The 24,874-nt window shown below is 66.3% G+C and carries 30 protein-coding genes, 3 tRNA genes and 1 pseudogene; 10 read left to right on the top strand and 24 right to left on the bottom strand.

Annotated features, from left to right (window positions below; all coding sequences use genetic code 11):
- Positions 1–4: 4 nt before the first annotated feature.
- The 4 genes from AC1DSC_RS26640 to AC1DSC_RS26625 all read right to left on the bottom strand — a co-directional run bounded on the left by AC1DSC_RS26640 (position 5) and on the right by AC1DSC_RS26625 (position 1,654).
- Positions 5–301, bottom strand: a complete 297-nt coding sequence (locus AC1DSC_RS26640; protein WP_478131951.1) for a helix-turn-helix transcriptional regulator — start codon at positions 299–301, stop codon at positions 5–7.
- Between the two features lie 92 nt (positions 302–393).
- On the bottom strand, positions 394–933 hold the full coding sequence (locus tag AC1DSC_RS26635; protein ID WP_478131977.1) for a DUF2285 domain-containing protein: 540 nt from the start codon (positions 931–933) through the stop codon (positions 394–396).
- A 13-nt stretch (positions 934–946) separates the two neighbouring features.
- A complete protein-coding gene (locus tag AC1DSC_RS26630; protein ID WP_478131950.1) occupies positions 947–1,186 on the bottom strand; it encodes a transcriptional regulator domain-containing protein in 240 nt (79 codons plus the stop codon).
- A 126-nt stretch (positions 1,187–1,312) separates the two neighbouring features.
- The gene (locus AC1DSC_RS26625) at positions 1,313–1,654 is read right to left on the bottom strand and encodes a DUF2958 domain-containing protein (protein ID WP_478131949.1); all 342 of its coding nucleotides are present in this window, start codon (positions 1,652–1,654) and stop codon (positions 1,313–1,315) included.
- Between the two features lie 159 nt (positions 1,655–1,813).
- On the opposite strand from AC1DSC_RS26625, the gene AC1DSC_RS26620 reads away from it, so the two are divergent.
- The gene (locus AC1DSC_RS26620; RefSeq protein ID WP_319356937.1) at positions 1,814–2,104 is read left to right on the top strand and encodes a helix-turn-helix domain-containing protein; all 291 of its coding nucleotides are present in this window, start codon (positions 1,814–1,816) and stop codon (positions 2,102–2,104) included.
- Positions 2,105–2,134: 30 nt separating this feature from the next.
- Here the strand turns inward: AC1DSC_RS26620 and AC1DSC_RS26615 are convergent, their stop codons facing one another.
- The 6 genes and pseudogenes from AC1DSC_RS26615 to AC1DSC_RS26590 all read right to left on the bottom strand — a co-directional run.
- A complete protein-coding gene (locus AC1DSC_RS26615) occupies positions 2,135–2,476 on the bottom strand; it encodes a DUF2958 domain-containing protein (protein ID WP_478131948.1) in 342 nt (113 codons plus the stop codon).
- Positions 2,477–3,101: 625 nt separating this feature from the next.
- Entirely contained in the window at positions 3,102–3,410 is a 309-nt protein-coding gene (locus tag AC1DSC_RS26610; protein ID WP_012747205.1) for a DUF736 domain-containing protein, read from the bottom strand.
- A gap of 498 nt (positions 3,411–3,908) precedes the next feature.
- Complete coding sequence (locus AC1DSC_RS26605; RefSeq protein ID WP_478131947.1) at positions 3,909–4,370, bottom strand: thioesterase family protein; 462 nt, start codon at positions 4,368–4,370, stop codon at positions 3,909–3,911.
- 286 nt (positions 4,371–4,656) lie between these two features.
- Complete coding sequence (locus tag AC1DSC_RS26600) at positions 4,657–6,693, bottom strand: ParB/RepB/Spo0J family partition protein (RefSeq protein ID WP_478131946.1); 2,037 nt, start codon at positions 6,691–6,693, stop codon at positions 4,657–4,659.
- Between the two features lie 439 nt (positions 6,694–7,132).
- Positions 7,133–7,384 (bottom strand): JAB domain-containing protein, encoded by a 252-nt coding sequence (locus AC1DSC_RS26595; protein WP_478131945.1) that lies wholly within the window; start codon positions 7,382–7,384, stop codon positions 7,133–7,135.
- A 120-nt stretch (positions 7,385–7,504) separates the two neighbouring features.
- Positions 7,505–7,621, bottom strand: a pseudogene (locus AC1DSC_RS26590) (MBL fold metallo-hydrolase); the annotation flags it as partial.
- A gap of 164 nt (positions 7,622–7,785) precedes the next feature.
- Here AC1DSC_RS26590 and AC1DSC_RS26585 point away from each other — a divergent pair.
- From AC1DSC_RS26585 to AC1DSC_RS26575, 3 genes are all read left to right on the top strand, one after another.
- A complete protein-coding gene (locus AC1DSC_RS26585; protein ID WP_478131944.1) occupies positions 7,786–8,175 on the top strand; it encodes a MarR family winged helix-turn-helix transcriptional regulator in 390 nt (129 codons plus the stop codon).
- A gap of 3 nt (positions 8,176–8,178) precedes the next feature.
- On the top strand, positions 8,179–8,919 hold the full coding sequence (locus AC1DSC_RS26580) for an NADPH-dependent F420 reductase (RefSeq protein ID WP_478131943.1): 741 nt from the start codon (positions 8,179–8,181) through the stop codon (positions 8,917–8,919).
- 401 nt (positions 8,920–9,320) lie between these two features.
- Positions 9,321–9,659 carry a helix-turn-helix transcriptional regulator gene (locus AC1DSC_RS26575; RefSeq protein WP_478131976.1) on the top strand — a complete coding sequence of 113 codons (339 nt, stop codon included), beginning with the start codon at positions 9,321–9,323 and terminating at the stop codon, positions 9,657–9,659.
- A 142-nt stretch (positions 9,660–9,801) separates the two neighbouring features.
- Here AC1DSC_RS26575 and AC1DSC_RS26570 read toward each other — a convergent pair.
- The 9 genes from AC1DSC_RS26570 to folC all read right to left on the bottom strand — a co-directional run bounded on the left by AC1DSC_RS26570 (position 9,802) and on the right by folC (position 17,112).
- Positions 9,802–9,878, bottom strand: a tRNA-Asp gene (locus AC1DSC_RS26570).
- A gap of 69 nt (positions 9,879–9,947) precedes the next feature.
- Positions 9,948–10,023, bottom strand: a tRNA-Glu gene (locus AC1DSC_RS26565).
- Between the two features lie 51 nt (positions 10,024–10,074).
- A tRNA-Ala gene (locus tag AC1DSC_RS26560) sits at positions 10,075–10,150 on the bottom strand.
- Between the two features lie 72 nt (positions 10,151–10,222).
- Entirely contained in the window at positions 10,223–11,611 is a 1,389-nt protein-coding gene (gene gltX, locus AC1DSC_RS26555; protein WP_278877852.1) for a glutamate--tRNA ligase, read from the bottom strand.
- Between the two features lie 7 nt (positions 11,612–11,618).
- Complete coding sequence (locus tag AC1DSC_RS26550; protein ID WP_278877849.1) at positions 11,619–12,839, bottom strand: O-succinylhomoserine sulfhydrylase; 1,221 nt, start codon at positions 12,837–12,839, stop codon at positions 11,619–11,621.
- Between the two features lie 11 nt (positions 12,840–12,850).
- A complete protein-coding gene (gene purF / locus AC1DSC_RS26545) occupies positions 12,851–14,353 on the bottom strand; it encodes an amidophosphoribosyltransferase (RefSeq protein WP_015866537.1) in 1,503 nt (500 codons plus the stop codon).
- A gap of 12 nt (positions 14,354–14,365) precedes the next feature.
- Positions 14,366–14,851, bottom strand: a complete 486-nt coding sequence (locus AC1DSC_RS26540) for a CvpA family protein (protein ID WP_015866538.1) — start codon at positions 14,849–14,851, stop codon at positions 14,366–14,368.
- A gap of 18 nt (positions 14,852–14,869) precedes the next feature.
- Complete coding sequence (locus AC1DSC_RS26535) at positions 14,870–15,742, bottom strand: SPOR domain-containing protein (protein ID WP_307596313.1); 873 nt, start codon at positions 15,740–15,742, stop codon at positions 14,870–14,872.
- 62 nt (positions 15,743–15,804) lie between these two features.
- Positions 15,805–17,112 (bottom strand): bifunctional tetrahydrofolate synthase/dihydrofolate synthase, encoded by a 1,308-nt coding sequence (gene folC / locus AC1DSC_RS26530; RefSeq protein WP_369663214.1) that lies wholly within the window; start codon positions 17,110–17,112, stop codon positions 15,805–15,807.
- Between the two features lie 57 nt (positions 17,113–17,169).
- Here folC and AC1DSC_RS26525 point away from each other — a divergent pair, with 57 nt between their 5' ends.
- The 4 genes from AC1DSC_RS26525 to argG all read left to right on the top strand — a co-directional run bounded on the left by AC1DSC_RS26525 (position 17,170) and on the right by argG (position 20,162).
- A complete protein-coding gene (locus AC1DSC_RS26525; RefSeq protein WP_369663215.1) occupies positions 17,170–17,535 on the top strand; it encodes an ArsC family reductase in 366 nt (121 codons plus the stop codon).
- A gap of 58 nt (positions 17,536–17,593) precedes the next feature.
- Positions 17,594–18,202 carry a hypothetical protein gene (locus AC1DSC_RS26520; RefSeq protein ID WP_369663216.1) on the top strand — a complete coding sequence of 203 codons (609 nt, stop codon included), beginning with the start codon at positions 17,594–17,596 and terminating at the stop codon, positions 18,200–18,202.
- A 135-nt stretch (positions 18,203–18,337) separates the two neighbouring features.
- Positions 18,338–18,664, top strand: coding sequence for a pyrimidine/purine nucleoside phosphorylase (gene ppnP / locus AC1DSC_RS26515; RefSeq protein ID WP_369663217.1), 327 nt, complete (start codon positions 18,338–18,340; stop codon positions 18,662–18,664).
- 157 nt (positions 18,665–18,821) lie between these two features.
- Positions 18,822–20,162 carry an argininosuccinate synthase gene (gene argG / locus AC1DSC_RS26510; RefSeq protein ID WP_015866544.1) on the top strand — a complete coding sequence of 447 codons (1,341 nt, stop codon included), beginning with the start codon at positions 18,822–18,824 and terminating at the stop codon, positions 20,160–20,162.
- A gap of 85 nt (positions 20,163–20,247) precedes the next feature.
- Here the strand turns inward: argG and AC1DSC_RS26505 are convergent, their stop codons facing one another.
- Positions 20,248–21,087: a glycine-rich domain-containing protein gene (locus tag AC1DSC_RS26505; RefSeq protein ID WP_369663218.1), complete on the bottom strand. Its 840-nt coding sequence runs from the start codon at positions 21,085–21,087 to the stop codon at positions 20,248–20,250.
- A gap of 4 nt (positions 21,088–21,091) precedes the next feature.
- Positions 21,092–22,144, bottom strand: coding sequence for a UDP-N-acetylmuramate dehydrogenase (gene murB / locus AC1DSC_RS26500; protein WP_369663219.1), 1,053 nt, complete (start codon positions 22,142–22,144; stop codon positions 21,092–21,094).
- Between the two features lie 43 nt (positions 22,145–22,187).
- Between murB and AC1DSC_RS26495 the strand changes: the two genes are divergently transcribed.
- Positions 22,188–22,673: a YajQ family cyclic di-GMP-binding protein gene (locus tag AC1DSC_RS26495; RefSeq protein WP_015866547.1), complete on the top strand. Its 486-nt coding sequence runs from the start codon at positions 22,188–22,190 to the stop codon at positions 22,671–22,673.
- A 7-nt stretch (positions 22,674–22,680) separates the two neighbouring features.
- Positions 22,681–23,322, top strand: a complete 642-nt coding sequence (locus AC1DSC_RS26490; protein ID WP_369663220.1) for a retropepsin-like aspartic protease family protein — start codon at positions 22,681–22,683, stop codon at positions 23,320–23,322.
- 9 nt (positions 23,323–23,331) lie between these two features.
- Here the strand turns inward: AC1DSC_RS26490 and AC1DSC_RS26485 are convergent, their stop codons facing one another.
- Genes AC1DSC_RS26485 through AC1DSC_RS26475 form a run of 3 tightly spaced genes read right to left on the bottom strand, consistent with a single transcriptional unit; the run spans position 23,332 to position 24,869 of the window.
- The gene (locus AC1DSC_RS26485; protein ID WP_015866549.1) at positions 23,332–23,685 is read right to left on the bottom strand and encodes a RidA family protein; all 354 of its coding nucleotides are present in this window, start codon (positions 23,683–23,685) and stop codon (positions 23,332–23,334) included.
- A gap of 8 nt (positions 23,686–23,693) precedes the next feature.
- Positions 23,694–24,329: a glycerol-3-phosphate 1-O-acyltransferase PlsY gene (gene plsY, locus AC1DSC_RS26480; protein ID WP_015866550.1), complete on the bottom strand. Its 636-nt coding sequence runs from the start codon at positions 24,327–24,329 to the stop codon at positions 23,694–23,696.
- Between the two features lie 48 nt (positions 24,330–24,377).
- Positions 24,378–24,869 (bottom strand): aminoacyl-tRNA deacylase, encoded by a 492-nt coding sequence (locus AC1DSC_RS26475; RefSeq protein WP_015866551.1) that lies wholly within the window; start codon positions 24,867–24,869, stop codon positions 24,378–24,380.
- Between the last annotated feature and the right edge of the window lie 5 nt (positions 24,870–24,874).

The raw sequence follows: 24,874 nt of genomic DNA, 5'->3' as shown, positions 1-24,874 counted from the left end.
CCGGTCAGCGGACGGAGTCGCGCTGCACGTAGCCGGGATCGGACGTCATCTCATAGGCCCGACTGTTCGCCCAGGCCCGCAGATCCTCGACCGCGTAGACCACGCGCGAGCCGAACTTCCGAAATCGAGGCCCACCGCCCAGCACACGATGCTTCTCCAGCGTGCGCGGCGACAAGCGCAGGAATGTACCGGCCTCGTCGGTGGTCAGGAACTCGGGGTTGGCCGGCGCGGCGGGTGCCGCAAGGGGCCGCGGCGCAGCCATCGCAGCGCGGGCGGAAAACGGGGAACTGGCACTTGCCATGAGGGCCTCCATCGTTGTCGCGGGGCCGCGAACCATTCGCAGCCCAATGGAGGCAGTCTCGGGAGTAAGGGCCCTTTTGCGCAGGGAGATATTCAGCGCATCGGTTCGTCTCCGGGGGCATCGGCTGCACTGCGCTGTATGCCCGCGAGGCTCAGATAGCCACCGGCCATGTACGCCTCGGCACGCCGCAGCAGGTGCCGAACCTGAGCCCGCAACTCGCCATCGGCATGCCAGCGCGCTCTGGCCTCGATACCGAACAGGGTCTGGGCAATCTCGCGGTGCGACGCACCGGCCTGCGCGCCATCGAGCGCCTGCAAGGCGCGAAGATGCAGCAGTGCGGCGCGGGTGACAGCCCGTGAGGAATCCACGGCGGGGGCTTGGCCTCGCAGAAGCTGTGCCTGCGCGTTGAACGCATCCAACTGGCCGCGCAGGCCAGGGCCAAGTGGGACGGCGCAGGTGTAGGCCGCGCCATCGCAGAGGTCGTCGGCCAGTGACATGGGCAGCCGCTGCGCGGACACCTCGGTCAGCAACGTGAGGCCCGAGCCGCCGAGCGCCAGGCGCTTGCGGCCAGGCACGCGCCAAAGATCGAACGCCGGCCGAGTCGGCGCACCGTGCGCGCGCGAAGCGCGCACGTGCAGCAACTCGTCAGCCGCCGTGATCCAGAACGGCTGCGCTTCGCGCGCATCGAGACGGGGATCTTCGGCGCTGTCGCAACCCCCACCGTTCAAGCGATGCGGCGCGTCGTGCCCAGTCCGCCTGGTACTGCGGATGGCGGCGCAGGTACTCCCACGCGAGCGCGGGGCTGTCGAGATCGAGCGTGTAGAGGTAGGCCGCCGACGCGCGCCAGGGCGCGCTCGGCAGGCCTTCGGCCTTGCGGTCGGTCATGGCAGAACTCACTTCTTCTTGCTTGCGCGAAGGCTGCCACAAGCATGGCCGGAGTGACTGGCTTTTGCAGCGATGCGCTGTCGCGCGAGCTGCGACGATTCCGTGCGCCCCAGCCGCCAATGAAGTTCAGTCGTTGATCGACCCGTCGCGCTGCGCTTCGGCCAGATAGCCGGACAACGGCTGGCGTGCCCTGAAATGCGGATCGGCGACGATGCGCAACCCCTGGGGACCGCGCACACGCTCGAGCGCCGACAGGCTCACGTGCCCGAGTTCGGGGAAGCCCGTGCCGGCATCGGTCAGCCCATAGGCGCGATCGCCATCGGCATCGAGTTCGGTGAGCAACCAGCAGGCCGAGGCGTCCAAGGTGTACAGCTTGACGACGGGATAAGGATCGACGGCGCGGCCATCGGCGCGCGCTGCGCCGTTGGCCAGCATCTGGTCGCGCTGTTGTTCGGTGAGGAATGCCATGGCTTCGAGAGGAGACCTTGGAATGCTAGTGCTTTGCGCGATGCCTCGCTGTCGAATCGCACTCGATAACGCCTTGATGAGAATGCGTTTTGAACACTATAGATTGTAGCCCTATAGAGGTCGATAGGTTGTCATCGCCGTTCCCCGACGAACGACCGAATGACCTCCGCCACCCACTCTTTCCCCGCGGCTCTCAAGGCTGTGCGGAAAGCCCGTGGCCTGAGTCAGGAAGCGTTTTCCGACGTGTCGAGTCGCACGTACCTGAGTTCGCTTGAACGCGGCCTGAAGAGTCCGACCCTCAGCAAGGTGAGCGACCTGTGCGAGGTCATGGACGTGCATCCACTCACGCTGCTGACGCTCGCCTATGGCGGCGACGACAAGGCCAGAGACAAGCTCTTCGAGCGTGTACGGCGTGAGCTCGCCGAAATCCAGGGTTCGCACACAGAATGAAAGCGCGGCCGATTGGCCGCGCCTTTGGCGCTACGCCATGATGCGCCCTGCCAGCCGCGCTTCGCGCGCGTAGCCGCTCAGCCGCTTGTCAGCGACGAAGTAAAGATCGCGCTCAATAGGAAGCCCCCATCTCCCGCGCAAGCTCTCAAACTCCGTCAGGCTCACATAGCCGAGTTCGGGAAAGCCTTGCCCGAGGTCGCAGAGTCCAAACGCGATGTCTTCGGCGTCGAGTTCGGTCAACAGCCACGTCGCGCCCGCGTTGGGCGTGAACAGCTTGACCACCGGCAGCGGGTCGAAGTGAGAGTTCTCGATCGATTCTCGGCCGTTGGCCAGCAGCAGCGCGCGTTGCTCGTCGGTGATGAGCTTCGTCATGGTCTTTCTCCTTGGAAGGATTCCGGGCGGGATTGCCCGAGACCGAAGCCGCACGGCGCAGCGCAGCCGTCAGGGTTCGAAAGACGGCCGCCGGCCGCAAGCGCACGACGTGCGCGCAGACCTTGACGGCCAAGAACGGCGTGCAACGATGAAGGGAACAGCAAGCCAGCCCCTCCCCTGTCTTTCGGCAAGCGAAGCGCGCAGGCCGGGAACGCAGTGAGGGCCGTAGGCGTCAGGGATGGAAGCCCGAAGGGTCGAGACGCCACCGGCGGCTCGATGCGCAGCACGACAGCCCGGCCCGGCACCGCCGGGAGACGCACGAACATCTTCGCCGCCAAACCGTATGCACGCCGATTCGTAAAACCTGCGACGCGTCTTTGTACAAAGCGACGGATCCGCAGAACCGCCTGCGCATATTCACGGCTACTCGTGCATCCGTAGAACCGCAGAGTCGGAACGACGACCATCCACGGATCAGCAAATCAGGAAGCACGGATTGGCGCCAATCCGCACTTTCGCTATTCAGTACGCGCCTGCAACAGCAAAACGGCCCGCGACAAGCGCGGGCCGTTGATGGAACTCAGGGATAAAGCGCCCCGCCCGCAGGCGGGGCGCCGGGCGACGATCAGTCGCCCTTGCTGCGCGACCAGATCAGGTTGTGCGCGCCGTCATCGCCCTCGACCAGGCGGGCATAGATGGTCGCCGGGAACGAGGGGTCGTCCAGCGTCACCGACAGGTAGGGCCGGTCCGCCTTGCTGACCTTCTTCCATGCCGCGCCGATCTCGTAGCCCGTGCCCGCCACGATGCGGTAATCCGGGGCGTTCTCGCTTTCCTTGTCGCTGGGCGCGATCTTGACCTTGACGTTGAGCGTCAGGGTGCGAACCGTGCCGGTGAAGCCGTTGTTCTGTGCGGTGAAGGTGCCGATGTTGGCCATGATGAAGTCCTTTCGAAGTTGACCAGGTCCGCGCCCATCGCGGCCTTGGCGTGATCCGGACGGCGCGGGTCCGGGCGCGCCGCACCGAAGGCCGTAACGCGAGTGGAGGACCGGAAGGCCCGAGAAATTTGCCTCGCGAGGAAGACCGCAGGTCGGGGAAATTTGTCGGACCGCACGGTTGCGGCGATGAAGCCCGAGGCGAAGCGCAACGAAGAGAAGCGCCGCCGTGCCCGCGCCAGGATTCACGGCACATGCAAGGCCGTGGGCGTGCACCTGATCCCGAAAAGGACGCATGGTCCAGGCACCGACGACGCGGCGAGAGCTCTCCGGCATGGCCCTGACGCGGTCCAGGTCCAGCCGACTGAGAGGAAAGCGCCCCCGGAACGCCCCACAGCGTCGAGGCGGCAAACGCGATCGGCATCGGCGGCATGGAAGCAAGTCAGCCATCCACGGCGTGGGGCTGACCGGTGACACTGGATGGCCCGTCGTTCCCGACCGTCAGACCCGCTGGCCGCCGCGGGTCGCCTCGAGCGCACCGATCTTCGTGGCAATGCGCGACTCGATGCTCGCCCGGTGCGCCGCCACCAGCGTGACAGTCCCGTCGAACACGAGTTCGTGGTCGTCATGTACCTGAACGCGGAACGTCGCGCTGCGCTCGCCCAGGCCCTCCACCCATCCGCGCAGGCGCAGGCGTGTCGCCGGCGGGATCGGGCCGCGATGCTCGATGTGCACGGTGCGGCCCACGACCACCTCGACCGTCGAGTCGACATGCCTCTGCATTTCGCGAATGCAAATGGATTCGACAACCGCAACCAGATACCCGGTCGCCAGACATTCGATCAGCGTCTGCGCATAGTCGCTGCCGTGCGGCAGTTTCGCGAACAGTGACCGCGCGGTCTGGTCCTGCGGTACCGCATAGGTTTCTTCAAAGCAGATTTCGCTGACGCCTTGTTGGTTCATGAGGATGTGAGGGATGAAATCGTCGAGCTCTCCGAATCCGAGAGAGATGCGTACGCCTCTGGATCGGAACTCTCACGATGCTCACGCGATGCGCTGGCGCAGCCAACCCAACGGGGCATGCCGGGGCGTACCACGGCGCAGGGAATTCCGCTGGGTTGTGACGCTCAGCGCCGCCACGGCGTGTCCATCGCCCTCCCCTCGTCGCAAACGACAACGCGCGCGGCACACTTGCCGCGCGCGTTTTTTTGCACATCCAACGCCCCGGCCTCTGGCCGGGGCCTCATGCCTAGGCGACCGCCGCCAGTTCCTCGCGATCTTCGGCTTCCGCAGCGGCTTCATCCGCTGCGGGCACCGCTCCGATTCCAGACGATGTCGGCGTCTCAGGACGCGGTTCTGGCTTGCCCCTGAACATCACCGGCAGCCACCCGGTCCCCGCCACGAGCCTTTCGGCCTCGCTCGCCATCTCGGCCTTCTTGAGCTTGGACAGCCGGGTCACGTGATCGGGCGCAAAGGCCAGCACCGCCTCCAGAGCCTTGGCCTTGGACACATGCGAGAAATAGCCTTCGGCGGTCGGTGTCCACCAGTCGTGCATGTCGAGGCGCACGGCTTCGGCCAGTTCGGCGGCGGGCGTTTCGTCCTCGCGGGATGCCAGCACGCTGACCGTGGACGCCACGCACACCGCGAGCAGCGACAACAGCTCGTTCTGTGGCAGGACCAGCAGTTCGGCAAAAAGAGCCTTGGGCTCTTTCGGCAGGCGCGTGGCCCACGCCTCGCGGACCTTGCCCATGCCCATCGCCGCAGGCAAGTCCCCGATATCGGGTGCATGCAGCGCGAGCCCATCCTGCGGCGTGGCGATGATGTCGACGGGCGACCCGCCGGAACCGTAGCTGTCCAAGACCACGCGCAGCGCGAGCCGATGCACCAGCGCCACCAAGGCCACCTCCGGATGCCGGGCGACCTCAGCCTGCAAGGCGGCCGTGCGGTGGGCGCTCAGCCGCTTCGCCAGCTTCTCCGAGATACCGGGCTTGGCCGGCTCGTCAGCCTCATTACCATCGTGGCCGTTGCGTCCCCCGCCTGCCGCACCGGCTTCCTGCCGATCCTGCGCCCGCAGCGCCTTGGCCTCCTCTTCGCGCAGCAGGCCACGATGCACCACCGCACCGCCCATGTGATCCACGGACACCACGGCACCGGCCATTTCCATCGCACCGGACGGGTAGACCGTCAGGGACTGCTCGATGGTTTCCAGCTCGTCGCCGAGCCGATCCAATTCCTCCTGCAGCGCACGCTCGCCGTCCTCGCTCAGGCCCGCATCCTCGTCGTCAAGCCGGTCCTGCAACTCGTTCTGCTTCGCTTCGAGCTTGGCGATGCGCTTGGCTTCGGTCCGGTTTGGGTCGCGGCGCGTGCGCCGCAGGCGCTGGAACATATGGAGTTCGGCCGCCGTGGCGCGCGGCGCGACCTCGACCCACCCCCAGCCCTCCAGCTGAACCTGTTCGACAACATCGGCGAGCTTGTGGCGCGCGAGCGTGTCCAGCAATCCGGCATCGGTGAGATAGCCACTTTGCCGTTCGTCCGAAAACAGGTCGCGGCGCACGCCGCCCCCTGCGGCCTCGTAGGCCTCGAGCCCGACGAAGCGGGCCAGCGCATCGCGGCTCGCATCGATCTCTTCATGGGTCAGGTGCTCGCGCAGCGCCTCGGGGCTGCGCTGCCACGCCGGGCTGTCGTAGAACGCAGCCTCCTGCGCCGCGTGGTCGTCGGTGATGGCAAGCGCCATCAATTGTTCGAGGGTCGCGGTGCCGGTCTGATAGTCCGCCAGCAGGCGCGGCGAGACATTGGCGAGCCGCAGCCGGCGCTTGACCGCCAGCGGCGTCACGCCAAAGTCCGCTGCGATGGCTTCCACCGAACGGCCTTCGGCCACAAGCGACTTCCACGCGAGCAGTTCCTCGACGGGGCCCATGGCCTCCCGCTGCACGTTCTCGGTGAGGCTCGCCGTGCGCGCCAACGTATCGGCCACCCGCAGGCAAGGCACCGGCCAATCCTCCGGGATGCGCCGCTTCTTCGCGAGCAGCTTCAAGGCCGCGAGGCGCCGCCCACCGGCGACGACTTCGAAGTCCCCGTCGTCGCCAAACGGGATCACGGTGAGGTTCTGCAAGAGGCCCAGACGCCGGATGCTTGCGGCCAAGGCAGCGATTGACGTGCGCGCCTTGCGGCGCATGTTGCGCTTGGACGGCCGCGCGCGCAGCCGCGACAACGGCACCAGCACCATGTTCTGCGCAGGCATGGCCGCTTCAAGCGTGGAATCGTCTGGCGTATCAAAAGTATTCATGATCGAGCTCCTGTCCCATATCGGGACGTTGAAAAACAAAACTGGGAAGAAAACAAAAACCGGAACTGGATTCAGGGTGTGGGTCTGTGCATAGGCGCTCTCCTTGGGTGTTGGGCTCCGCAGGGGCCGCGAAGCCCTTTCGCGGCCATAGAGGCCGGCTGGGGCCGGCGCGGGTGCGCCGTCAAGGGAGAACAGCGAAGGCGTTGGCGCGGCCCGCAGGCGAAGCCGAGGACACGGGCGCCGCAGCGGCCCTTGACGGGAGGAGCGCCCGCAGAGGCCAGGCAAGCCGCAGGCAGCGGCGCGCAGGCGGCGGGTACCCGCCACCGGAGAGATGAGATCGAGAGAATCGGCCGGCACCGGCCGCCGGCCAGATGCACGCGCGCAGCGCGCATGCGAGTGGGAAATGAGTGGGAAGCAAAAAGGGGCGAAGCCCCTTTGGCTACATCAGCCCATGCTCCGCCATCGAGTAGATGACGCTGCCGCCGACGATCAGATGATCCAGCACCCGAACATCCACCAGCGAGAGCACGGTTCTGAGGGTTCGCGTGAGCGCCTGATCGGCCAGCAACGGCTCGGCCAATCCTGAGGGATGCCCATGCACCAGGAGCAGTGCGGCACTGTTGCGCGCCATCGCATCTTTGACCACCTCACGCGGATACACCGAGGTCTGTGCCACCGTCCCACGGAACATCTCCACCTAGTCCAGCACGCGGTTCTGCGAATCCACATGCACGACAGCGAACACCTCGTGCGCCAGTGCCCCGTGCCGCAGACGCAGGAAGTCCCGCACCAGCGCAGGCGAAGACAGTGCGTCGGCGTGTTGGGTGGCCTCATCGTAAGAGCGCGTCACGTCGAAGGGCATGCAGTGGTCGAAGATGACCCAGTGCCCATACTTGGGTTTGAGCGCCGCGAAGGGATTCTTGTAGACGCGTTGAGGTCCCTGCCAGCAGACACGTGGCAGCACCAGTCACGAGGCCGCACTCACCATAGGGATTTATATAGAGTGCTATTTACTAGTACACTAGAAAAATGCCCAGCTCGTCGCGTCTTGGTACGCAACTCTCATTCGCGCTCTATGGCGCGGCAAGCCGAATGATTCGCCTTCACAAGCCATTGCTTGATCCTCTGGGCCTGACGTTCCCACAGTATCTCGCGGTGTTGGAACTGCTCGACCGAGCGCCAGTCACTGTCGGCCTGCTCGGAATGCGCCTTTGCATGGACACCGGGACCATCACGCCGTTGCTCAAGCGCCTTGATGCAGCGGGGATCGTCACCCGAGAACGCGACGTGAAGGATGAGCGAAGGGTTCTTGTTGACCTTACAGCGCGTGGTCGTCGACTTGAATCCGAAATCCGCGGGATCACCGAGAAGATCAAAACGGCCTGCCAGATGAGCGAAAAGCAACTGGCAGATCTTCATCGCACCCTTGACGCCTTGGCGCACCCCGCGAACGACACCCTCCCACGCAACAAAGGAGTTTGAATCATGAAGATTGGCATCATCGGCGCAGGCCATATCGGAGGCACCCTAGCCCGCAAACTTTCTGCCGGCGGACACGCTGTAAAGCTGGCAGGCTCCAGAGGTCCAGAAGAAGTACGTGAGCAGGCCGAAAAGATTGGCGCGGTCCCCGTCGCATCGAAAGAGGCGGTCAGGGACGTCGATGTTGTCGTCCTCTCGATTCCGTTTGCGAAAATTCCTGACGTGGCCAACCTGTTTGCCGATGTGCCGGCTGAAACGGTTGTGGTCGACACGTCGAATTACTATCCCATGCGTGACGGTCAGATCGCCGAGGTGGATGAAGGTAAGCCTGAGAGCGTGTGGTCGAGTGAGCAGCTCGGGCGGCCGGTAGTCAAGGCGTTCAACGCGGCGCTGGCCCAGACCCTGGCGGAGGAAGGCTTGCCGGCGGGTGCGCCAGGTCGCATTGCGATACCAATCGCGAGCGACGACGCCCGAGCAAAGAAGATTGTGGAAGTCCTGGTGGATATGGCAGGTTTCGATCCCGTCGATGCAGGCGACTTGGCCAACTCTTGGCGTCAGCAGCCCGGCACCCCAGCCTATTGCACTGAACTCCCCGCGCCCGAGCTAGTGCAAGCGTTGGCGGTGGCAGACAAGTCGCGAGCACCGGCCAATCGTGACGCGCTCATTCGGGAGTTCATGAGCAGTGAATCGCCGCCGAGCCATGACCTGATCGTGCGTCGGAACCTCGCTGTGACCGCGCAGCTATAAGCAATGAATGGCGCCCGACTCGCGCTCGCCTTTGCCAGATGTAGCCGCTAAAGGGCCAACTCGTGAAAGCATCGGACAAGCAGGATCGGCTGCTTGTCTGATGTTCAGGTGGCGTCGCTCCGTGGGGAAACCAGTGCGCGTTCCGACTAAGTCCACCCGCCCACCGAGTACATATCGCTCACCGTTTACCGGCAGGCATAACTGGCCGCATTGCGAGTGTCACCCCCGAGAAAGGTTGGCTTCTTGGGGTAGGCGCAAAAGCATGTCCCCCCGGTTCGCAACTTCGCTTCGGGACGCTGCACATTGCTGCGGCAGGTTGGGCTCAGTAGACATCCTCGGCAACCTATGGACATACCGCGACAGCACTGGACGCCGCCGTGGAAATCGAAAGGCAAGGCCACATGCGAGCCCAAACCAACGATGGATCGAGCCAAGAGGTCGCCGCTGATCATGCAGTTCAACGAACCTTGCAGGCGGCTCATCTGCTTCAAGAAGCGCTTGTTCTTCTTCGCGCCGATCCAACGCTGCCGATGACACACACGACGAAGCGCGCGCCCGACAGGCTTCTGAGACTCCCTGAAGTCGAACGCCTTACCGGGCTGCGCAGATCGGCGATCTACGAGCAAATGCAAAGGGGCGTCTTTCCGCGATCGGTGAAGGCCGGACGGCGTGCTGCGACGTGGTCGGAGAGCGCCGTCCAATCATGGATCGCAGATCGCTTGGATGGACGCGCGAGTTGATGCTGGCGATGTGAACCGGCGCGCGTATGCCGCATCTCTACAACGGCCCAGGACCGTCGGAAATCCAGGACACGGTTAGGACACGAAGGCTCAAAAAGACAAAAGGGTTAGCAGATGCTTACCTGCTAACCCTTGTGAATATTGGCGGAGTGGACGGGACTCGAACCCGCGACCCCCGGCGTGACAGGCCGGTATTCTAACCAACTGAACTACCACTCCTGGTAGACAACGTTCACTCCTTGCGGAGCCAAGTGCTGACGACTTGTGCCTGCTTCACTTGCGCGAAACTGGCGACCCTACGGGGATTCGAACCCCGGTAGCCACCGTGAAAGGGTGGTGTCCTAGGCCTCTAGACGATAGGGTCAAAACCTTAGGAACCGTGCTGCGATCAGCACTTATCTTCTCGACACTTTGATGGTGGAGGTAAACGGGATCGAACCGATGACCTCTTGCATGCCATGCAAGCGCTCTCCCAGCTGAGCTATACCCCCATTTGACTTTCAGGCTTTTCTTTTCAGAATTACCCTGCGTCGCTGTCGAGCCTCAAATTATAGACCGAAAAATCAGGCCCTTTTCAAACGCTCGATAACTTTTTCACGAGAAAAGATGGCGAGCACCGAATCGAGGGATGGCGTCTGCGGTGTTCCCATCAGGAGGACGCGAACCGGCATCGCCAACACAGGCATTTTCACCGAATGCGCGGCCAGGACTTCCTTGATGGCCGCGGCGATCGAAACTTTTTCCCATGCCACGCCCGCGAGCTTCTCGGCGAGCGTTGCGATGACGGGCTTCACTGCATCGGTCACGTGCTGCGCGAGGTCGGCTTCGCTCGGCGCCACGTCCGTGTAGAACGCGGCGGCCCAGTCGGCCAGCGCGACCGTGGTTTCGCAGCGGTCCTTGAAGAGCGCGCAAATGGCGGGCAGCCGATCGTCGGCCTCGATGCCGCGCTTACTCAGCTGCGCGGCCACGAGCGGTGCAAGCTCCGCGTCGGGCTTGGCCTTGATGTACTGCGCGTTGACCCACGCGAGCTTCGCGGCATCCCATTGCGCCGGGCTCTTCGAAAGGTGCGAGCCGTCGAACCAGCTCACCATCTGCTCGCGCGTGAAGAGCTCGTCGTCGCCATGGCTCCAGCCCAGGCGCGCCAGGTAGTTGAGCATGGCTTCGGGCAGGTAGCCGTTCTCTTCATAGGCGGTGACGCTCACCGCGCCACGGCGCTTCGAGAGCTTCTGCCCGTCGTCGCCCAGGATCACCGGCACGTGGCCGAACGCAGGCAGCGGCGCACCAAGCGCGCGGAAGATGTTGATCTGCCACGGCGTGTTGTTGATGTGCTCGTCGCCGCGGAACACGTGCGTGATGGCCATGTCCCAGTCGTCGACCACCACCGCGAAGTTGTAGGTGGGCACACCGTCGGGACGCAGGATGATGAGGTCGTCGATCTCGCGGTTGTTGATGGTGATCTCGCCCTTGACCAGGTCGTTCCAGCTCACGTCGCCTTCGGGCGGGTTGCAAAAGCGCACCACCGGCGGCACGCCTTCGGGCACGGGCGGCAGCACCTTGCCGGGCTCGGGGCGCCAGCGGCGGTCGTACAGCGTCTTCTCGCCGCGCGCGCGCTGCGCCTCGCGCATTTCGTCGAGCTCGGCGGGCGTGCAGTAGCAGTGGTAGGCCGTGCCGGCCGCGAGCATCTGCGCGATGACTTCGCGGTAGCGCTCCAGGCGCTGCATCTGGTAGATGGGGCCTTCGTCGTAGTCCAGTCCGAGCCAGTGCATCGAAGCGAGGATCTGGTCGGTCGAGTCCTGCGTGGAGCGGGCCACGTCGGTGTCCTCGATGCGCAGCACGAACTCGCCGCCGTGATGGCGTGCATAGGCCCACGAGTAGAGCGCGGTGCGGGCCGTGCCCAGGTGAAGGAAGCCGGTGGGAGACGGAGCGATGCGGGTGCGAACTTTGCCGGTCATGGATCAATCAGGATTTCAGGGTGCCCAGGCCACGCAGCAGGTCGGCCTTGATGTCGTCGATGTGCTCCAGGCCGACCGCGAGGCGGATGAGCCCCTGGCTGATGCCGGCGGCCTGGCGCTGTGCTTCGGTCAGGCGGCCATGCGAGGTGGTGCCGGGGTGCGTGATGATGGTCTTAGTGTCGCCCAGGTTGGTGGCGATGCTCACCACGCGCGTGCTGTTGATCACGTGGAAGGCATTGGCGCGCGCCGCCTCCGGCGTGTCGCCGACCACGTCGAACGACAGCACCGCCCCGCCCTGCCCCGACTGCTGGCGCATGGCCAGTTCGTGCTGGGCGTGCGAGGCCAGGCCGGGGTAGTAGACGCGTGCGATGCCGGGCTGCGTTTCGAGCCACTGCGCGACAGCCAGCGCATTGGCGCACTGCGCCTGCATGCGGATGCCCAGCGTCTCGAGGCCCTTGAGCACCACCCACGCGTTGAACGGCGAGAGCGCCATGCCGGCGGTGCGCACCACCGGGCCGAACACGTCGACGATGAGCTTGGAGGGGCCGCAGATCGCGCCGGCCATCACGCGGCCCTGGCCGTCGAGGTACTTGGTGCCCGAATGGATGATGAGGTCGGCCCCCAGTTCGGCCGGGCGCTGCAGCACGGGCGTGCAGAAGCAGTTGTCGACCGCGAGCAGCGCGCCGGCGCCGTGCGCCAGGTCGGCCAGCGCCCGGATGTCGCAGACCTCGGTCAGCGGATTGGTCGGCGTTTCGGCGAACAGCAGCCTGGTGTTGGGCTTCAGGGCTGCGCGCCATTCGGCCACGTCGGTCTGCGAGACGAAGGTGGTCTCGACGCCGAACTTGGCAAACTCCTTGCCGAACAGGTTGAGCGTGGAGCCGAACACCGAGCGCGAGCACACCACGTGGTCGCCGGCCTTGAGCAGGCCCATGCACATCATGAGGATCGCGCCCATGCCGGTGGAAGCGCCGATGGCGGCTTCCGTGCCTTCGAGCGCGGCCAGGCGCTGCTCGAAGCTGGTGACGGTGGGGTTGGAGGTGCGCGAGTAGGTGAAGCCCTGCTCGGTGCCGGCAAAGCGGCGCGCCGAGGTCTCGGCATCGGGCTGCACGAAGCCGCTGGTCAGGAACAGCGCTTCGGAGTGCTCGCCGTGCTGGCTCGGCGCCAGGCCGGTGCGCAGCGCGAGCGTGTCGCGGTGCAGCCCGGGCGGCAGGGTTCGTTCGTCGGTCACTTCTTCGGCTCTCACTCGCTGTGGTTGGGAAGCGCCAGGCGCGAAGAATCTTCTTCGGTCTCCTCGACGCGCGGACGGTTGCCGTTCATGCGCGAGATGGCTTCGGTGTCGATGTCGCCGGTCACGTACACGCCGTCGAAGCAGGAGGCATCGAAGCCGTCGAGCTTGGGGTTGAGCGAGCCGATGGCGCGCTTCATGGCGTCGACGTCCTGGTAGATCAGCGCGTCGCAGCCGATCAGCTCGCGGATCTGCTCGACGGTGCGGTCGTGCGCGACCAGCTCGTCCTTGGTGGGCATGTCGATGCCGTAGACGTTGGGGTAGCGCACGGGCGGCGCCGCGCTGGCCAGGTAGACCTTTCGCGCACCGGCGTCGCGCGCCATCTGGACGATCTCGCGGCTGGTGGTGCCGCGCACGATGGAATCGTCCACCAGCAGCACGTTGCGGCCCTTGAACTCGCTGGCAATCACGTTGAGCTTCTGGCGCACCGACTTCTTGCGCACGCCCTGCCCCGGCATGATGAAGGTGCGGCCCACGTAGCGGTTCTTCACGAAGCCTTCGCGGTACGGCACGCCGAGCAGGTGCGCGAGCTGCGTGGCGCTCGGCCGGCTCGATTCGGGGATGGGAATGATCACGTCGATCTGGTTCGGCGGCACGGTGGACACCACGCGCTTGGCCAGCGTTTCGCCCAGGTTGAGCCGCGCCTGGTAGACCGAAATGCCGTCGAGCACCGAGTCGGGCCGGGCCAGGTAGACGAATTCGAAGATGCACGGGTTGAGCGTCGCCCCTTCGGCGCACTGCATCGAATGCACGTTGCCTTCGAGGTCGATGAACACCGCTTCGCCCGGCTCGATGTTGCGCTCGAACACGTGGCCCGAGCCTTCGAGCGCCACCGATTCGCTCGCCACCATCACGGTGCCGTCGGCGCTGCGGCCCATGCACAGCGGACGGATGCCGTAGGGGTCACGGAAGGCCAGCAGGCCGTGGCCGGCGATCAGCGACACCACGGCGTACGAGCCGCGCAGGCGCTTGTAGACATTCTTGACAGCGGCAAACACCTCGGCCGGATGCAACGGCACGCCGCGCGAGGAACGCTCGATCTCGTGGGCCAGCACGTTGAGCAGCACTTCGGAGTCGCTCTCGGTGTTGGTGTGGCGGTGGTCGGTGGAGAACAGCTCCGAGCGCAGCGCATGCGCGTTGGTCAGGTTGCCGTTGTGCACCAGCACGATGCCGAAGGGCGCGTTCACGTAGAAGGGCTGCGCCTCTTCCTCGCTGTAGGCGTTGCCCGCGGTCGGGTAGCGCACCTGGCCCAGGCCCACGCTGCCCGGCAGCGCGCGCATGTTGCGCGTGCGGAACACGTCGCGCACCATGCCCTTGGCCTTGTGCATGAAGAACTTGCGCTCCAGCAGGGTGACGATGCCGGCCGCATCCTGGCCGCGGTGCTGCAGCAGCAGCAAGGCGTCATAGAGCAGCTGATTGACGGGTGCGTTGCTGACAACGCCGACGATTCCACACATGAACGATTCCTCTCAGGGCAGGTAGCTTGCCAACTTTTCAGGCAGCGCGGGTTTCAGGCCCTGCAATGCCGCATCGAGAACATTGGCGCTGTGCGATTCGTGCCACCAGGCACTGTCGCTCAACGCCAGCAAATGAACAATGACCGCCAGCACGAGCAGGGCAACCACGCCCCGCGCCGCCCCGAAGGCCCCACCCAATATCCGGTCCACCGGCCTGAGGCCGACAGCCGCAATCAGCTTTCGCGTCAGCGCCGCCACCAGGCCCACGCCGAACGCCACCCCGACGAACACCAGCACGAAGGCCAGCGGATAGCGCCAGGTGGCCTGCGGGTCGCCGAAGGGCAGCCAGGCCGCCACATCCGACGCCAGCCACTGGGCGGCAATGAATGCAGCCACCCAGCCCACCAGCGAAATCACCTCGAACACCAGGCCGCGCACCAGGCCGAACAGCATCGACACGACGACGAGCGTGACGGCGATCCAGTCGAGCAGGGCCACGGCGGCGGGCGATGGCTACTACAACGTGAGGATGGCAGCCGACAAAGACAAGCCCTTGACCTTCTCGGCGGCCTTGTCCGCCTCGGCACGCGAGCCGAACGGGCCGACACGCACACGCGTGCGCTCGCCATCGGCCGTCTTGGCCACGTGCACATAGGTCTTGAGGCCGGCCTTCTCGAGTTTCTGCCGCACCTCGCGGGCCTTGTCGGCATCGGCAAAGGCGCCGACCTGCACCACGAAGCGGCCGCCGTCTTCGGACGCAGCGGGCTTGGTGCTGGTGTTGGACGGCTTGCCTTCGAGCAAGGCACGCGCGCGGTTGCCGTCGTCAGCCGAGGCCGGCTTGGGGGCGGCGGGCTTGGCTTCGGGTTTGGCTTCCGGCTTGGCTTCGGGCTTGGGCTTCGGCTCGGGTTTGTGTTCCGGCTTGGGCTCGGGCTTGGGTTCTGGCTTGCGCTCCGGCTTGGCCTCGGCCGCGGGCCGGGTCTCGGCCGGAGGCGTGCTGGCCGCCGGCTTGCCGGGATCGGTTATCTCGGTGCCGTCGGCGCTCTCGGTGATCATGCCGCCGCTGCCCGACGGTGCAGCGGCCACGCGGGCGCCGGGATCGGCCGCGCCGGTCGCCGGTGCGGCGGGTGCCGGCGTGGCGGGCACGGGCAGCGGCTTGACCTTGTTGCGGTCGGGAATCTCGATCGGAATGTCGACCGCGACCGGGCGCGGCTGGGTATCGAACAGCAGCGGGAATCCGATCACGCCAAGCAGCACCAGGACCGCCGCGCCCACCAGCCGGTGGCGCGCACGGCGCCGCATGGTTTCGACACTTTCCGCGGGGACGGCGGCCGGTGCGCTGCGTCCTTCGTTGCCTTGCTGGCCGCGCGTGCGGAACTTGAAAAACGCCATGAAGTTCGATCCCTGAAGGAGTGCAGCGAGGTGTGTGCCAGATGGTGCGGACGGGCCGGCGATCAGCCGCCGGGCAGCAGGTGTTTGGCTTGCAGCCGCGGAGTGCCATGCTCCAGCACGCCACCCACGGTGAAGAACGATCCGAAGACCACGATTCTATCAGCGGGGTCCGCGCGCTCGATGGCTGCGCGCAGCGCCTCCATCGGGTTCGCATGCACGCTGCCGGACACGTCGGTGCGCGTGTTCTGCGCCTGCCAGCTCGCGAGCAGATCTGCGGCCTTGGCGGCGCGCTGGGTCGGCAGGTCGGTGAAGTACCAGCGGTCGATCATCGGGCCGATGCGCGCGAGGATCGGGGCCAGGTCCTTGTCGGCCATGACGCCGAACACGCCATGCGTGGTGGGGTAGAAACCCATCGCGTCGAGGTTCTCCGCCAGCGCCGCGACCGCGTGGGCGTTGTGCGCCACATCGAGCACCAGCGCGGGCTCGCCCGGCACGATCTGGAAGCGGCCGGGCAGCTCGACCATCGCGAGCCCCGTGCGCACCGCCTGCGCGGTGATCGGCAGCCGGGGCCGCAGCGCCTCGAGCGCCGCGAGCACGCCGGCGGCATTGAGCAGCTGGTTGGCGCCGCGCAGCGCGGGATAGGCCAGCCCGCTGTAGCGCCGCCCGCGGCCCGACCAGCCCCACTGCTGCTTGTCGCCCGACACATTGAAGTCGTGCCCGAAGCGCCAGAGGTCGGCGCCGACGGCTGCTGCATGGTCGACGACGCTTTGCGGCGGCATCGGGTCGCTCACGATGGCGGGCTTGCCCGCGCGCATGATGCCGGCCTTCTCGAAGCCGATGCTTTCGCGGTCGGGCCCGAGATAGTCCATGTGGTCGAGGTCGATGCTGGTGATGACCGCGCAATCGGTGTCGATGATGTTGACCGCATCGAGCCGGCCGCCGAGGCCGACTTCCAGGATGGCCACGTCCGGCTTTTCCTCGATCATGCAGCGCAGGATGCCCAGCGTGGTGAATTCGAAGTACGTCAGGGGCATGTCGCCCCGGGCCACTTCCACCGCCTCGAAGTTTGCTATCAGTTTGGAAGCATCGACCGCTTCGCCCGCCAGCCGCAGCCGCTCCTCGAAGCGCACCAGGTGCGGCGACGTGAACACCGCCGTGCGGTAGCCGGCGTGCGTGAGGATCGATTCGAGCATGGCGCAGGTCGAACCCTTGCCGTTGGTGCCGGCCACGGTGATCACCGGGCAGTCGAAGCGCAGGCCCATCCGGGAGGCCATTTCCTTGGCGCGGTCGAGGCCGAGCTCGATGTTCTTGGGATGGAGTTGCTCGGCGCGCGCGAGCCAGTCGTTAAGGGTTTCCATGGAGCCCGGCATTGTCGCCGACCCGCAAAGCGCCCGGCGCCCCACGTTTTATCGGCATCATTGGCGTCCATGACAACCCTCTACGGCATTCCGAACTGCGACACCGTCAAGCGCGCCCGCACCTGGCTCGACGACCACGGCGTGGCCTACACCTTCCATGACTTCAAGAAACAGGGCGTGCCCGAGGCCGAGCTCGACCAGTGGCTCAGGAAGCCCGGCTGGGAGGCGCTGGTCAACCGCCGCGGCACCACCTGGCGCAAGCTCGACGAAGCCACCCGCAACGCGGTGGTCGACGCCGCCTCGGCGCGCGCCATGCTGCTGGCCAACCCGAGCCTGATCAAGCGGCCGGTGGTCAACTGGGGCCCGAAAACCGGCGTTACGACGGGGTTCGATGCCGAAGCCTGGGCCACCGTGAACGCCGTGAATGCCGTGTAAATGCCGGAACCCCGCCTTGCCGGCCGGCCTCCAACCTCGATCTGCAGGAGAGAACACCATGAACAAGCACGTTTTTCGCACCCTTGCGGGTCTTTCCGTGGCCGGCCTGCTGGCGACCGGCGCCAGCGTGGTGCAGGCCCAGCAAGTGGTCCAGGCCCGGGTGATTTCGGCCACCCCGATCCGCGAGACGACCGGCAGCGACGTGAGCTACAACGTCACCTACGAATACAACGGCCGCCAGTACACCACCCGCACCAACAGCCGGCCGGGCGCGACCATCCCGGTCGAGGTCGGCGCCTATGGCGTGACGACCTCGCCTGTGGCGCCGCAGCCGCAGTTGCAGCCCTACCCCGTCGAGGCCAACAACGGCGGCCAGCAACAACAGTATCAGCAGCAGTACCAACAGCAGCAGCCGCAATACGCGCAGCCGGACGGCGCGCCCTGGGACAACGTCGTGCCCGAGCCGGGCGTGGTGGTCTCCAATGCGCCGGCGCCGGTCTACGTGCAGCCGGCACCGGTGTATGCGCCGCCCGTCTACGTGCAGCCTGCCTACACCTATCCCTACGCCTATCCCTATGCCTACCCGCCGGTGGGCATTTCGCTCAACCTGGGGTACTCGAGGGGCTGGGGCGGCTACCGCGGATACGGCTACCGCCACTGGCGCTGAGCCGCCCGATGCGGCGGGCCGGGCTGGCGGTGCCGGCCAAGCCCTAAAATCGAGGACTTTTCCAACCCCCAAGGGGTGCGCCGCCGCGGTGGCGCGTCCTCGACAAGCCGACCGCGCATGCGCCGGCGCCATCCAATGACGACGACTACCGACACTCTCAACAGCGCCGCAGTGGCGACCAAGGCCAATGTGTATTTCGACGGCAAGTGCGTGAGCCACAGCCTCACGCTGGCCGACGGCACCAAGAAATCGGTCGGCGTGATCCTTCCGTCCACCCTGACCTTCAACACCGGCGCGCCCGAGATCATGGAAGGCACCGCCGGCAGCTGCGAATACCAGCTGGCGGGAACCACCGAATGGATCGCCTCGGGCGCCGGCCAGAAGTTCAGCGTGCCGGGCAATTCGAGCTTCCAGATCCGGGTCACTGGCGAGCCCTACAGCTACATCTGCCACTTTGGATAAACCCCCAAGCTCCGCGCACTTCGTGTCGCTTCGCCAACCCCCTTGCAGGGGGCGATACCAGTGGCCCGGCAAAGCCGGTTCCACGGTATCCCCGGCACAGAGCGCGGCACCGACGCCATGAGTCATTGAACAGCGCCACCACAAACGGAACACCCACATGTCGACCATTCTCCAAAACGTTCCCGCCGGCCAGAAGGTCGGCATTGCCTTTTCGGGCGGCCTGGACACCAGCGCGGCACTGCACTGGATGAAGCTGAAGGGCGCGATTCCCTATGCCTACACCGCCAACCTCGGCCAGCCCGACGAGCCCGACTACGACGAGATCCCGCGCAAGGCGATGCTCTACGGCGCCGAGAACGCCCGCCTGATCGACTGCCGCGCGCAGCTCGCCAACGAAGGCATTGCCGCGCTGCAGGCCGGCGCCTTCCACGTCACCACCGCCGGCGTCACCTACTTCAACACCACGCCGCTCGGCCGCGCGGTGACCGGCACCATGCTGGTGTCGGCCATGAAGGAAGACGACGTCCACATCTGGGGCGACGGCAGCACCTACAAGGGCAACGACATCGAGCGCTTCTACCGCTACGGCCTGCTCACCAACCCGAACCTCAAGATCTACAAGCCCTGGCTCGACCAGCTGTTCATCGACGAGCTCGGCGGCCGGGCCGAGATGTCGGCCTTCATGACCAAGGCCGGCTTCGGCTACAAGATGTCGGCCGAGAAGGCCTACAGCACCGACTCCAACATGCTCGGCGCGACGCACGAGGCCAAGGACCTGGAGAACCTCGACAGCGGCATGCAGATCGTGCAGCCGATCATGGGCGTGGCGTTCTGGAAGGACGAGGTCGAGGTCAAGCGCGAGACGGTCAGCGTGCGCTTCGAGGAAGGCCGCCCGGTCGCCCTCAACGGCGTCGAACATGCGAACCTCGTCGAGCTGATCCTGGAAGCCAACCGCATCGGCGGCCGGCACGGCCTGGGCATGAGCGACCAGATCGAGAACCGCATCATCGAGGCCAAGAGCCGCGGCATCTACGAGGCTCCGGGCCTCGCGCTGCTGTTCATCGCCTATGAGCGCCTGGTGACCGGCATCCACAACGAAGACACCATCGAGCAGTACCGCGACCACGGCCGCAAGCTCGGCCGCCTGCTCTACCAGGGCCGCTGGTTCGATCCTCAGGCCATCATGCTGCGCGAGACCGCACAGCGCTGGGTGGCGCGCGCCGTCACCGGCGAAGTGACGATCGAGCTGCGCCGCGGCAACGACTATTCGATTCTCAACACCGTCTCGCCCAACCTCACCTACAAGCCCGAGCGCCTGAGCATGGAGAAGGTCGCGGGCGCGTTCACGCCGCTGGACCGCATCGGCCAGCTCACGATGCGCAACCTCGACATCGTCGACACGCGCGAGAAGCTCGCGATCTACACCCGCACCGGGTTGCTGTCGCCGGGCCAGGGCACCGCGGTGCCGCGGCTCTCGAACGACGACGAGACCAAGTAAGCGCCACGCGCTTTCTCCAATGACGAACGGGCCCTCGCGGGCCCGTTTGCTTTGGTGCGTACGCCTGGTGCGCCGCTCCGGCCGGTCAATCGCCGCCGCCACCCCCGCACCCGCCGCCACAACCGCCGCCGTCGCCGCCGGACGAATCCCCTCCCCCGCCGCCATCGCCGCCGCCGCTGCTCGATTCGCTGCCGCCGAAGCCGCCGGCATCGCCCGAGCCGCCGCCATCGGACGACGAGTCGCCGAAGCTGGTGCCGCAATGGGCATCGGAGCCGGCATGCCGGTCGACCGCCCTGCAGTCGGGCACGTAGTCGAAGCCGCCCGGGATGCCGAACTTCACGTCCAGCGCGAACAGGAGCGGCAGGCGCGCCGGCGCGCGCGGATCGATGCTTTCCTCCTTGCAGGCCCAGTACCAGCTGCGGCGCAGGCCGTCGTTGCGCTTCGGGTCCTTGCCCAGCACCTCGGCCGGGCTGTGGTGCAGCATGCCGCCGAAGGCGGCCTTGCACCAGTTCTGGTAGCCCTGCGTGTGCAGGATGAACTCGTGCCAGGCCGTATCGACCACCTTGGACGGCATGGCGACGAACTTGCGGCCGCTGCGCAAATGCGCCATGAAGAACTGGCGCAGCCCGCGCAGCACCAGTTCGGCGTCGCGCTGGCTCAGGCCGGGATGGGCCGCGCGCAGCTTGCCGGCCAGGAAGGGCGGCAGCCGGGCCTCGCGGATGAACTGGCGGCGCAGGCTGGTTTCCATGAAGCCGAGCGCGGCCGCCAGCGCCCAGGCGGCCAGGATCAACGGCACCAGCGCCAGCCGGCCGTGGCGCAAGGCGAAGAACACCGTAACGAAGGCGCCCGCCACCACCGCCCGCCGGGTCCAGATCAAGGCGGCAATGCGCCGCCGGTAGTTCAGGTGCAGGAAGTCGAGATCCATGCCGTCAGACGACCACCGGCTCCGGCTCCAGCCGGATGCCGAAGCGCTCGTACACGCTGGTCTGGATGGCCTTGGCCAGGGTCATGACCTCGCCGCCCGTGACCGGGTTCTCGAGGCCGCCGCGGTTCACCAGCACCAGCGCCTGCCGTTCGTAGACGCCGGCATTGCCGACCGACTTGCCCTTCCAGCCGCAGGCGTCGATGAGCCAGCCGGCCGCGAGCTTGATGCTGCCGTCGTCCATCGGGTAGTGCACGATCTTGGGGTCGCGCGCAATGATGTCGGCGCACTGCTCGGGCGTGACCGTGGGGTTCTTGAAGAAGCTGCCGGCGTTGCCGAGCACGCGCCAGTCGGGCAGCTTGGCGCGGCGGATGGCGCAGACCCAGTCGAACACATCGGTGGCGCTGGGCGTGAAGTTGCCGGTTTCTTCCATCTTGCGCTCGAGGTCGAGGTAGCCCACCACGGCTTTCCAGGGCTTGGGCAGGCGAAAGCGCACACGGGTGATCAGCGCCCGGCCCGACAGGCCGAAGTCGTTGGGGCCGCTGCGCACATGCTTGAACACCGAGTCGCGGTAGCCGAAGGCGCACTGCGCGGCGTCGAGCGTGAAACCGCGCCCGGTGTCCAGGTCGATGGCATCGAGCGAATCGAAGCGGTCCTGCAGCTCGACGCCGTAGGCGCCGATGTTCTGCACCGGCGCGCCGCCCACGGTGCCCGGAATAAGCGCCAGGTTCTCGAGCCCCGGGTAGCCGCGCTCGAGCATCCATTGCACCGCGTCGTGCCAGATTTCGCCCGCGCCGGCCTCCACGATCCAGGCGCGCGGGGTTTCCTCGACCAGCCGCAGCCCCTTGATCTCGACCTTCAGCACCAGCGGCTTGACGTCGCCGGTGAGCACGATGTTGCTGCCGCCGCCCAGCACGAAGCGCGGCGCATCGCGCCAGCGGGGGTTGGCCCGCAGCTCGGCCACGTCCGCCTCGCTGGCGATGCGCGCGAGGTTCTGCGCGCGCGCGACGATGCCGAAGCTGTTGTACGGCTGCAGCGGGACGTTGTTCTCCACGATCATGGGAGAATTGTCGCATCCAGCACCCGTGAATTCAGGAGAGCCCATGCCGTCTTTCGATACCGTCTGCGAGCCCAATCTGCCCGAAGTGAAGAATGCGGTCGAAAACACCGCCAAGGAAATCGCAACGCGCTTCGATTTCAAGGGCACGGCCGCCGCCGTCGAGCTCAAGGACAAGGAAATCACCATGATCGGCGACGCCGAGTTCCAGCTCGTGCAGGTCGAGGACATCCTGCGCGCCAAGCTCACCAAGCGCAGCGTCGACGTGCGCTTCCTCGACAAGGGCGACGTTCAGAAGATCGGCGGCGACAAGGTCAAGCAGGTCATCAAGGTCAAGAGCGGCATCGAGTCCGAGCAGGCCAAGAAGATCACCCGCATCATCAAGGACAGCAAGCTCAAGGTGCAGGCGGCCATCCAGGGCGACGCGGTGCGCATCACCGGCGCCAAGCGCGACGACCTGCAGGCGGCCATGGCACTCATCAAGAAAGACGTGCCCGACATGCCGCTGTCTTTCAACAACTTCCGCGACTGAGCCGCAAATGAAGGCCCTCGTCGTCGCAGCGCAGCTGCTGGCTGCCGCTGCAGGGGCGCATGCGGCCAGCTCCGTGATGCTGACCGGCACCATCGGCAGCCGCGCGATCCTGATCGTGAACGGCGCGCCGCCCAAGACGGTGGCGGTCGGCGAGACCTTCCAGGGCGTGAAGCTGGTGTCGCTGCAGGCCGAGCAGGCGGTGGTCGAACTCGAGGGCAAGCGCGTCAATCTGCGCATGGACACGCCGGTCAGCATTGGCGGCGGGGGAGGCACCGGTGGCGGCAGCCGCATCGTGCTGCCGGCCGACAGCCGCGGCCATTTCATGACGCAGGGCGCCATCAACGGCCGCCCCGTCACCTTCATGCTCGACACGGGCGCCACTTCTATCGCCCTGTCGGCCGACGATGCCCAGCGCATCGGCCTGGACTACAGCAAGGGGCAGCGCATCCAGATGAGCACCGCCAACGGCGTGTCCAGCGGCTACAAGCTGCGGCTGCAATCGGTGCGCGTGGGCGACGTGGAGGTGTACGACATCGACGCCATCGTCTCGCCGCAGCCCATGCCCTTCGTGCTGCTGGGCAACAGCTTCATCAACCGTTTCTCGATGCGCCGCGACGCGGACCAGATGGTCCTCGAAAAACGCTATTGACCGCCCGCGTCAGGCCTGGGCGGCCGTGACCACGATCTCGATCTTGTAGGCCGCATTGGCCATCTTGGCCTGCACCGTTGCGCGCGGCGGGGTGTTGCCGGCGGGAATCCAGGCATCCCACACCTCGTTCATGGCCGCGATGTCGGTGATGTCGGCCAGGAAGATCTGCGTCATGAGGATGCGCGACTTGTCGCTGCCGGCCTCGGCGAGCAGGCGGTCGACCATGGCCAGCACCTGGGTGGTCTGGCCGCGGATGTCCTGCGTGGTGTCGTCGGGCACCTGGCCCGCCAGGTAGATGGTGCCGTTGTGCACGGCTGTTTCGGAGAGGCGCGGGCCGACGTGGAAGCGTGTGATGGATGCCATGGTGTTTATCAAGCCTTTTTCTTCGAGCCGAGTTTCGACTCCGTGCCGGCCGCGAGCCGGCGGATGTTCTCGCGGTGCCGCCAGACCAGCAGCAGACTCATGATGATGATCGCAATCAGCACCGTGCGGTCGAGCGGCCACGCAATATTGCCGCCCAACAGGTAATAGGCCGGCGCAAAGAAGGCCGCCACCAGCGACGACAGCGACGAATAGCGGAAGAACACCGCGATGATCAGCCAGGTGGCGCCGGTCGCGAGCCCCAGCCAGGGCGCGATGCCCACCAGCACGCCGGCCGCCGTGGCCACGCCCTTGCCGCCCTGGAAGCCGAAGAACACGGGGTAGAGGTGGCCCAGGAAGGCCGCCAGGCCGGCCAGCGCGGCCACGCCTTCACCCAGGCCCCACTGGGCGCCGAAATGGCGGATCAGGAACACCGGCAGCCAGCCCTTGAGCGCATCGAGCAGCAGCGTGGCCAGCGCCGCGCCCTTGTTGCCCGAGCGCAGCACGTTGGTGGCACCGGGGTTGCCGCTGCCGTAGCTGCGCGGATCGGCCATGCCGAGCGCCTTGCTCACGATGACCGCAAAGGACAGCGAGCCGATCAGGTACGAAGCCACGATGGCGATGAAAGACGGCAGATGAAAGCTCAAGGCGGCGCTCCGCGGGGAGGAATGGTTGTTCTTGTTCGGCGACGCCGGCTATTCTGCCAGCGCGCACTGCACCGGCGTGGCGCCGAGCAGGGCGACGCACACCTGCGGGTCGATGCCCACGAGGTAGCCGCGCCGCCCGCCGTTGATCGCGATCCTCGGCAGTTCGAGGATGGTCGATTCGATGTACACCGGCATTGCGCGCCGCGTGCCGAAGGGCGAAGTGCCGCCCACCATGTAGCCGCTGTGGCGCTGCGCGACCTCGGGCTTGCAGGGCTCGACCGACTTGGCGCCGATCTGCCGCGCGAGGTTCTTGGTCGACACCGTGCGGTTGCCGTGCATCAGCACGATCAGCGGCCTGGCGTCCTGGTCCTGCATCACCAGCGTCTTCACCACCGTGAAGGGATCGAAGCCCAGCACGGCCGCGCTGTGCTGCGCGCCGCCGTGCTCCAGGTATTCGTACGGATGCTCGGTGAAGGCGACCTTGTTCGCGCGCAGCAGCTGCGTCGCGGGGGTTTCGGAAACGTGTGCCTTCTTGCTCACTGGTG

This window comes from Variovorax sp. 01N425 (assembly GCF_056399465.1).
This window is presented reverse-complemented; position numbering and strand designations above follow the sequence as displayed.

Bases quoted from the DNA above. Each gene is read 5' to 3' on its own strand.
- AC1DSC_RS26615 (WP_478131948.1), bottom strand. From the start codon at position 2,476: ATGACGAAGCTCATCACCGACGAGCAACGCGCGCTGCTGCTGGCCAAC.
- AC1DSC_RS26495 (WP_015866547.1), top strand. From the start codon at position 22,188: ATGCCGTCTTTCGATACCGTCTGCGAGCCCAATCTGCCCGAAGTGAAG.
- argG (WP_015866544.1), top strand. From the start codon at position 18,822: ATGTCGACCATTCTCCAAAACGTTCCCGCCGGCCAGAAGGTCGGCATT.
- AC1DSC_RS26640 (WP_478131951.1), bottom strand. From the start codon at position 301: ATGGCAAGTGCCAGTTCCCCGTTTTCCGCCCGCGCTGCGATGGCTGCG.
- AC1DSC_RS26505 (WP_369663218.1), bottom strand. From the start codon at position 21,087: ATGGATCTCGACTTCCTGCACCTGAACTACCGGCGGCGCATTGCCGCC.
- ppnP (WP_369663217.1), top strand. From the start codon at position 18,338: ATGACGACGACTACCGACACTCTCAACAGCGCCGCAGTGGCGACCAAG.
- AC1DSC_RS26610 (WP_012747205.1), bottom strand. From the start codon at position 3,410: ATGGCCAACATCGGCACCTTCACCGCACAGAACAACGGCTTCACCGGC.
- gltX (WP_278877852.1), bottom strand. From the start codon at position 11,611: ATGACCGGCAAAGTTCGCACCCGCATCGCTCCGTCTCCCACCGGCTTC.
- murB (WP_369663219.1), bottom strand. From the start codon at position 22,144: ATGATCGTGGAGAACAACGTCCCGCTGCAGCCGTACAACAGCTTCGGC.
- AC1DSC_RS26600 (WP_478131946.1), bottom strand. From the start codon at position 6,693: ATGAATACTTTTGATACGCCAGACGATTCCACGCTTGAAGCGGCCATG.
- AC1DSC_RS26485 (WP_015866549.1), bottom strand. From the start codon at position 23,685: ATGGCATCCATCACACGCTTCCACGTCGGCCCGCGCCTCTCCGAAACA.
- AC1DSC_RS26525 (WP_369663215.1), top strand. From the start codon at position 17,170: ATGACAACCCTCTACGGCATTCCGAACTGCGACACCGTCAAGCGCGCC.
- folC (WP_369663214.1), bottom strand. From the start codon at position 17,112: ATGCCGGGCTCCATGGAAACCCTTAACGACTGGCTCGCGCGCGCCGAG.
- AC1DSC_RS26630 (WP_478131950.1), bottom strand. From the start codon at position 1,186: ATGACCGACCGCAAGGCCGAAGGCCTGCCGAGCGCGCCCTGGCGCGCG.
- AC1DSC_RS26535 (WP_307596313.1), bottom strand. From the start codon at position 15,742: ATGGCGTTTTTCAAGTTCCGCACGCGCGGCCAGCAAGGCAACGAAGGA.
- AC1DSC_RS26520 (WP_369663216.1), top strand. From the start codon at position 17,594: ATGAACAAGCACGTTTTTCGCACCCTTGCGGGTCTTTCCGTGGCCGGC.
- AC1DSC_RS26625 (WP_478131949.1), bottom strand. From the start codon at position 1,654: ATGGCATTCCTCACCGAACAACAGCGCGACCAGATGCTGGCCAACGGC.
- AC1DSC_RS26605 (WP_478131947.1), bottom strand. From the start codon at position 4,370: ATGAACCAACAAGGCGTCAGCGAAATCTGCTTTGAAGAAACCTATGCG.
- AC1DSC_RS26580 (WP_478131943.1), top strand. From the start codon at position 8,179: ATGAAGATTGGCATCATCGGCGCAGGCCATATCGGAGGCACCCTAGCC.
- AC1DSC_RS26585 (WP_478131944.1), top strand. From the start codon at position 7,786: ATGATTCGCCTTCACAAGCCATTGCTTGATCCTCTGGGCCTGACGTTC.
- AC1DSC_RS26620 (WP_319356937.1), top strand. From the start codon at position 1,814: ATGACCTCCGCCACCCACTCTTTCCCCGCGGCTCTCAAGGCTGTGCGG.
- AC1DSC_RS26490 (WP_369663220.1), top strand. From the start codon at position 22,681: ATGAAGGCCCTCGTCGTCGCAGCGCAGCTGCTGGCTGCCGCTGCAGGG.
- purF (WP_015866537.1), bottom strand. From the start codon at position 14,353: ATGTGTGGAATCGTCGGCGTTGTCAGCAACGCACCCGTCAATCAGCTG.
- AC1DSC_RS26595 (WP_478131945.1), bottom strand. From the start codon at position 7,384: ATGTTCCGTGGGACGGTGGCACAGACCTCGGTGTATCCGCGTGAGGTG.
- AC1DSC_RS26575 (WP_478131976.1), top strand. From the start codon at position 9,321: ATGCGAGCCCAAACCAACGATGGATCGAGCCAAGAGGTCGCCGCTGAT.